This window comes from Streptomyces sp. NPDC088246, from assembly GCF_044741025.1.
Classification (GTDB): Bacteria; Actinomycetota; Actinomycetes; order Streptomycetales; family Streptomycetaceae; genus Streptomyces.
Window position 1 is genome coordinate 1 of sequence record NZ_JBIURV010000128.1, and the last position, 5,622, is coordinate 5,622.

General features: G+C 66.7%; 4 protein-coding genes. All 4 read right to left on the reverse strand.

Translation table 11 applies throughout. From position 1 onward, the window contains the following. Positions 1-349: 349 nt before the first annotated feature. Positions 350-1,327: a terpene synthase family protein gene (locus ACIPEK_RS46125; RefSeq protein WP_402008888.1), complete on the reverse strand. Its 978-nt coding sequence runs from the start codon at positions 1,325-1,327 to the stop codon at positions 350-352. Continuing rightward, positions 1,324-2,688 carry a cytochrome P450 gene (locus ACIPEK_RS46130; protein WP_402008891.1) on the reverse strand — a complete coding sequence of 455 codons (1,365 nt, stop codon included), beginning with the start codon at positions 2,686-2,688 and terminating at the stop codon, positions 1,324-1,326. The genes ACIPEK_RS46125 and ACIPEK_RS46130 overlap by 4 nt, the downstream gene beginning before the upstream one ends. A 61-nt stretch (positions 2,689-2,749) precedes the next feature. Next, positions 2,750-4,309: a prenyltransferase/squalene oxidase repeat-containing protein gene (locus ACIPEK_RS46135; protein ID WP_402008894.1), complete on the reverse strand. Its 1,560-nt coding sequence runs from the start codon at positions 4,307-4,309 to the stop codon at positions 2,750-2,752. 46 nt (positions 4,310-4,355) lie between these two features. After that, positions 4,356-5,435, reverse strand: a complete 1,080-nt coding sequence (locus ACIPEK_RS46140) for a polyprenyl synthetase family protein (protein ID WP_402008897.1) — start codon at positions 5,433-5,435, stop codon at positions 4,356-4,358. Positions 5,436-5,622 lie beyond the last annotated feature (187 nt).

Consider the following 5,622-nt stretch of genomic DNA (forward strand, 5'->3'; position numbering starts at 1 on the left):
GTTGTCGTTCATGTCCGTCCGTCCCGGCTGGTCAAAGCCCAGGTCAGGGCCCCGGCCAGCCTGTCACATCACGGACTTACACGATCTTTCAGACACGCTCATCACGGCGCGTCCGCGGCGGACGATCGCGGCTGCTTGCTCGATCTGGGTCCGCCCCTCCTCGGTCAGCTGTTCGTCTCCGCGTTTGGTACCGGACGATGCACCGCTGCCCCGGCTGGACCGGGCACTGCGTGCACGAGAGGTCGCTCCAGGCGGTCGCCGGATCCGCGTACGGGCCTCCCTCGCATACCGTGCGCCCGGCTGTACATGGTCGGGGACTCGGTCGTCGGGTCCCCGCACACCGCGCAGATCAGCCCTCGTAGCGGGCGTGCCCTATGTGCCACACGTAGGAGGCTGCGACGGCTTCCATGGCGCGAGCGTGATCCGCGAGTGTGTTCTTGCCGTTGACGGAGAGTTCGGTGATTCGAAGGCGTGCGGTGGAGGCTTGGTCTTCACACATGCGGGAGGCTTGGCGGAATGCCTCTTCGAGGTCGCATTCGTGGTGTTGGATGAGCAGCGTGGGCAGGCTCAGAGGGGGCGGGCCACCGCGTTCTGTTTCTTTTGCGTATGAGGCGAGGTCGTTGATCCACCCGGCCAGGTCGGCAACGGCGTTCTCCAGTTCCCGTACTGCTGTCGAGGCTCGCTCGTTCTCGGTGAGTTCGTATGTGAGGGCGACTTCCGCGGTTGCCATAACGGTCCGGACGAAGACGGTGTGTGGGCGCATCGCGCGATAGTCGTTCAGGGTGACCTGGTCGGGCCTGTCGAGGTGGTGGGCTTCCCAGAGGATGCCGAAGAGGTTGTCCCGCAGGTGCGCGGTGAGTCGTAGGTATTGCGTGGGTGTGGACTGTTCCCGGAACCGGTGGAGGAGGTCTTGCAGTGCGGCGGTGTAGGCGTTGGTCTCGCTTGCAGGCTGGTCATGGCCGGCGAGGAGGTGGACGCATTGACTGATGCGGCGGGCCAGGCGGGCGGTGTCACGGGCTCCTTCGGTCTCGCCGTGTGTGTCGTCGAACGCGGTGAGCCACAGGAAGAGATCAGCGCAGAGGAAGAGGCCGTCCTGGTCGGCCGTTGGCAGGACGCGGGCTACTCCCTGGGCGGTGATGTTGCAGAGGGTCTTCAGTTCGTTCGGTGAGCGGACCAGGGGGAAGTTGTGGAGCCAGTGGGCGGTGTGCTGCTCGATGGCTTCGGCATGGGGGCTGGTTGCGAAGGGGCCGGGAAAGGAACCTTGGAGGTCTGGCGTGGGGAGGGGGGGTGTAGGTGAAGGGGGTGTGGTGTGGGGGGTGTTGTTCATGTGGTGGCTTTCGTGGCTGTGTGTTTTCTGGGTTCGGCGATCATGTCGAGGGTTGAGGGGTGCACGGTGATTTCTGGTACGGGTCGGGTGGTTGTGCCGGGTACTGGTTTCAGTCGCCAGTGTGATGCGATGAGTGTGGTGATGACGGTGGTTTCCATGAGGGAGAACTGGTCGCCGATGCACATTCGTTTGCCGACTCCGAATGGGATGAATGCTCCTCTGGGTGGTTGGGGGCGTTCGGGCAGCCAGCGGTCGGGGTCGAATCGCAGCGGGTCGGGGTAGAGGTGGGGGTCTCTGTGCATTGCGTACGGGCTCCACATCACGTCTGTCCCTGCGGGCAGGTTGAACTGGCCGAGCTGGACGGGTGTGGTGGTCCGTCGGGTCACGATCCAGGCGGGGTTGTGCAGGCGCAGGGTTTCGTCGATGAGTCTGCGGGTGAAGGTGAGCTGGGGTATGTGTTCGGCGGTGAGTTCGTTTCCGGCGAGGACGGTGTCGACTTCTTCGTGGAGTCTGCGTTCCAGTTCCGGGTGGCGGGCGATTTCGTGGAACAGCCATGCGAGGGTGACTGCGGTGGTTTCGGAGCCGGCGGCGAGCAGGGCGGCGATCTCCGCGGTGATCTCTTCGTCGCTCAGGTTTTCGCCCGTTTCGTCCTGGACGGTCATCAGGAGGGAGACGAGGTCGTCGTACGTGTCGGGGCCGGCCCGGTGGTCGGCGATGATGCCGGCGATGGTCTTGTGCAGGACGGTGTTGGCGGTCCGGGCTCTGCGGTTGCCGCGGGTGGGTAGTCGCTCCAGTGCGGGGATGGGCACCATGGCGTGGGTGAGGGCAGCTTTGAAGACGGTGTCGACGCTGTCGAGGATGGTCTGTGCAGGCCCGCGTTCCGGGTTCGAGGAGAAGAGTGCGGCCATGACGACTCCCTGGGCCATGAGCTGCATTTCGTTGCACACGTGGAGGATTTCCTGGTCGCGCCAGGCCGAGACGGAGGGTTGTGCTGTGGCCCGCATGGTCTCGATGTAGCCCTTGACGTGTTCTCGATGCAGGGCGGGTTGCATCAGGCGGCGCCGTTTCAGGTGGGGTTTGCCTTCTGCGACTGGCAGGGGGTCTCCGCCGAAGATTTTGAGTTTTTCGAAGAGCAGTCCCTTGTTGAAGTGGTCGGATTTGCGGGTGAGCATCTCCTGGAGCATCTCGAACGAGTTGATTACCGTGATGGTCTTATTCGGGCCGATGACGAGTTGCACGATGGGCCCGTAGGTGCGCAGGCGTTGGACGTAGGCCAGGCGGTCTGTGAGCAGAGGCAAGGCGTGTCCGATGAGCGGTATCCGCCCGGGGGCGATCGGCGCAGTACGTAGGTCGGCAGTCATGTGCCCGTCTCTTTTTTCTCGCGTGTGGTTTGTGCGGTCCCTGGGTGTGATGGCGCTCTGTTCAGCTGTAGCGGGTGCGCAGTATCTCCTGCGCGGCGAGTACCTCCGCTTCGATCACTGCGGTGGGTGCGTACAGGGTTTTGTCGTGCCACAGGGCGGGGTGCTGGTGACTGGGGTGCGAGGCGGTGCGCAGGTATGTCTCGGCGAGGTCCAGGGCCCGGGTGTGCTGTGGCTGCGGTGTGGGGGTGGTGGCGCTCAGCAGGATTTTGACGGCGTATGCGGTCTCTTCGACGGTGCTGTCCCATACGCCCCAGGAGCCGTCGGCGCGCTGAGTGTCCGTGGTCCACGCGGCGGCGTTCTGGAGGGCCTTGGATGCGTGGTGGCTGCCGTACTGGGCTAGCGCGGTGACGCACCGCCCGGTGGCGTAGTAGGGGGAGGCATGCCATTTGTCGGTCCAGTGGCCTTCGGGCTGCTGCTGGCCGATCAGCCAGTCGCACAGCTTCGCGGCCCGGGGGCCGTATGTGTGCTGTGCTGTCGGGCAGTGCCGCAGGTAGCTCACGAGGGCCTGGAGGGCGTGGGCGTTCGCGGTGACCGATCCGGTGTCCTCGCCGAGGTAGCAGTCGTAGTGGCTGCCGTTGTGGAACAGGTCCAGCGGTGCCGGGTCGTGGGCCAGGCCGGTGAGCGAGGAGACCAGCACCGCCATGGCGGTGTCGTCGGCATCGGTCATGAGGCCGGGCGCGCCGCGCACGCCTTGAGGATCGTAGATCTCCTTCGCCCACCCGCGGATGGTGGGAAGAGCGGCAGTGGGCAGGTGGGCGCGCGCCAGTGCGGCGGCGAGCCATAGCCGTTCGACCACGCGCAGGGGTGCGGCCTCGGGGAAGAGACCGCCGTAGCGCTGCGCCACTGCGGTGAGGTCGGTGATGGCCTGAGCGGTGGTGGCAGGTGATCGCGTTGCCCGTGCCGCGGTGGCGGCCGGCGAGCTGCCCAGCAGGCCTTCGGTGTCAGGGACGAGAGACGGCGGTATGTAGCTGTCTATGCCTTCGAACGTGTGGTGGAACTTGACGGGCAGGCTGCCGGCCGGCTCGTACCGCCTGGCCACGGAAGCAGGTGCCGAGGCGTGGAAGCCGCCCGGAACCGGCAGCCGGGGGCCACTGATACCCGGTATGTCCTCGCTGGTGGTCAGGGAGCCCAGTTTCTCGTTGATGCCGGCTACCAGGCTGGGTACGAGTATTTCCGCTGCAGCCGTGTCCGGCCACGGGCATACCGGTGGCAGTGCGCGCAGTACGTCCAGGCCCCTGTTCGCCGCGGTCGTGAGCCGGCCGGTGACTTCTGCCGGCGCGGTGCCCCTTCGCAGGACCGCCAGTGCGGCCTCCACCGCGCTGAGTGTCGGCAGGAGCCGGTAGGGCAGCGGTCCCTCCCCCCAACTGCCGTCGGGGGCCTGCTGTTCCAGCAGGTACGTGATCCGCCGTGGCTCCCCGGGCAGCCACGGCGCTGCCGACAGGACGCGGGCCGTTTCGTACAGGGAGGGGCCGACGCTTCCCCATCTGTCCTGGTCGGCCCTGGCCACCAGGCTGGTGGCTCGTTCGGTGTAGGACGTGCCGATGGGTGTGCTGATGCTCACGGGGTGACTCCTCCTCGGGGTTGTGATTGCGGTGTGCGGCGATGCCTTATGTCTGCCTGGCCGTTGCGTCCAGGGCGAGCCGGCGCAGGGAGGCTGTGGCACTTCCCGGGAAGGGGGCGTTGTCCAGGGCGGTGAGGGCGGCCGCCCGTCGTGCGGTGATCATTTCCTCCACGGTCTGTCGGGCACCGGTGGAGTTCAGGATCGTGCGGACCGCGGCGGCGTGTTCCTCGTTGAGGTCGCTTCGGCCGACGAGCTCGCGCAGTGTTTTCAGTTCGGCCGTGGAGGCTCGCTGGACCGCGAGCGCCATCAGGACGGTGGCCTTGCCCTCGCGCAGGTCGTCCAGTACTGGTTTGCCTGTCTTGGCGGGATCACCGAAGACCCCGAGCAGGTCGTCCCGCAGCTGAAACGCTTCTCCCAGCGGTATGCCGAAGGCGGTGCAGGCATCGAGTACGGGCGGGGTCGCTCCGGCCACCGCCGCCCCTATGTGCAGGGGCCGTTCTATGGTGTATTTAGCCGTCTTGTATCGAATGACGTGCAGTGCCGTATCCACGTCGCCGGCCAGGCGGCCGGTGGTCTGCAGGTCCAGGAGCTGCCCGTACATGACCTCGCTGCGCATGTCGGCGACCAGGGGCAGCACCTGTGCCAGCCGCCCCGGGCCGAGGTCCGCTGTGCGCAGGAGTTCATCGGACCACACCAGGGCCAGGTCTCCGAGGAGGACGGCCGCGCCCAGACCGTGCGCCTCGGCCCTGCTGCCCGGGCCGCCGCGGTCGGTATACGCGGTCGCCAGTGCACGGTGGGCGGACGGTTGGCCGCGGCGGATGTCACTGTCATCCATCACGTCGTCGTGTACCAGGGCGAACACCTGGAAAAGTTCGAGGCTGGCGGCAGCGCGAACGGCAGCGGTCATGTCGCCTGTTGCTCCGGCGGCTTGCCATCCGTACAGGCACAGCAGGGACCGTAGTCGTTTTCCGCCGGTCAGGAGTCCGCGCAGGGCGGTGGTCAGGTAGAGCAGCTCGGTTCCTGGCGCGGCACTTTCCTTTGTGTCCAGGAATCCGGTCAGAGCCGCGCCCACCTGCTGTCGCAGGGAAGAGAGGTCGGGCAGTGCCGTGGGAAGGGTTTGTGTCACCGGCGGTTGATCCTCTTTCGTTCGAGAACCGTTGTCACGGTTCCGTTCTTGCAGAGGACGGCGCCACGGACACGCCTCTCCTCCCTGGGCTGTCGTGGGGGGGGGGGGGGGGGGCGCGGGGGGGCCCCCCCCCCCCCGCCCCCCCCCCGCGGGGGTTAGGGGTGGTAGCCCTCGTGGGTGGGGATGC

What these genes read in the sequence shown, in the direction of transcription:
- ACIPEK_RS46125 (WP_402008888.1), bottom strand. Translation starts at nt 1,327, where the DNA reads ATGAACAACACCCCCCACACCACACCCCCTTCACCTACACCCCCCCTC.
- ACIPEK_RS46130 (WP_402008891.1), bottom strand. Translation starts at nt 2,688, where the DNA reads ATGACTGCCGACCTACGTACTGCGCCGATCGCCCCCGGGCGGATACCG.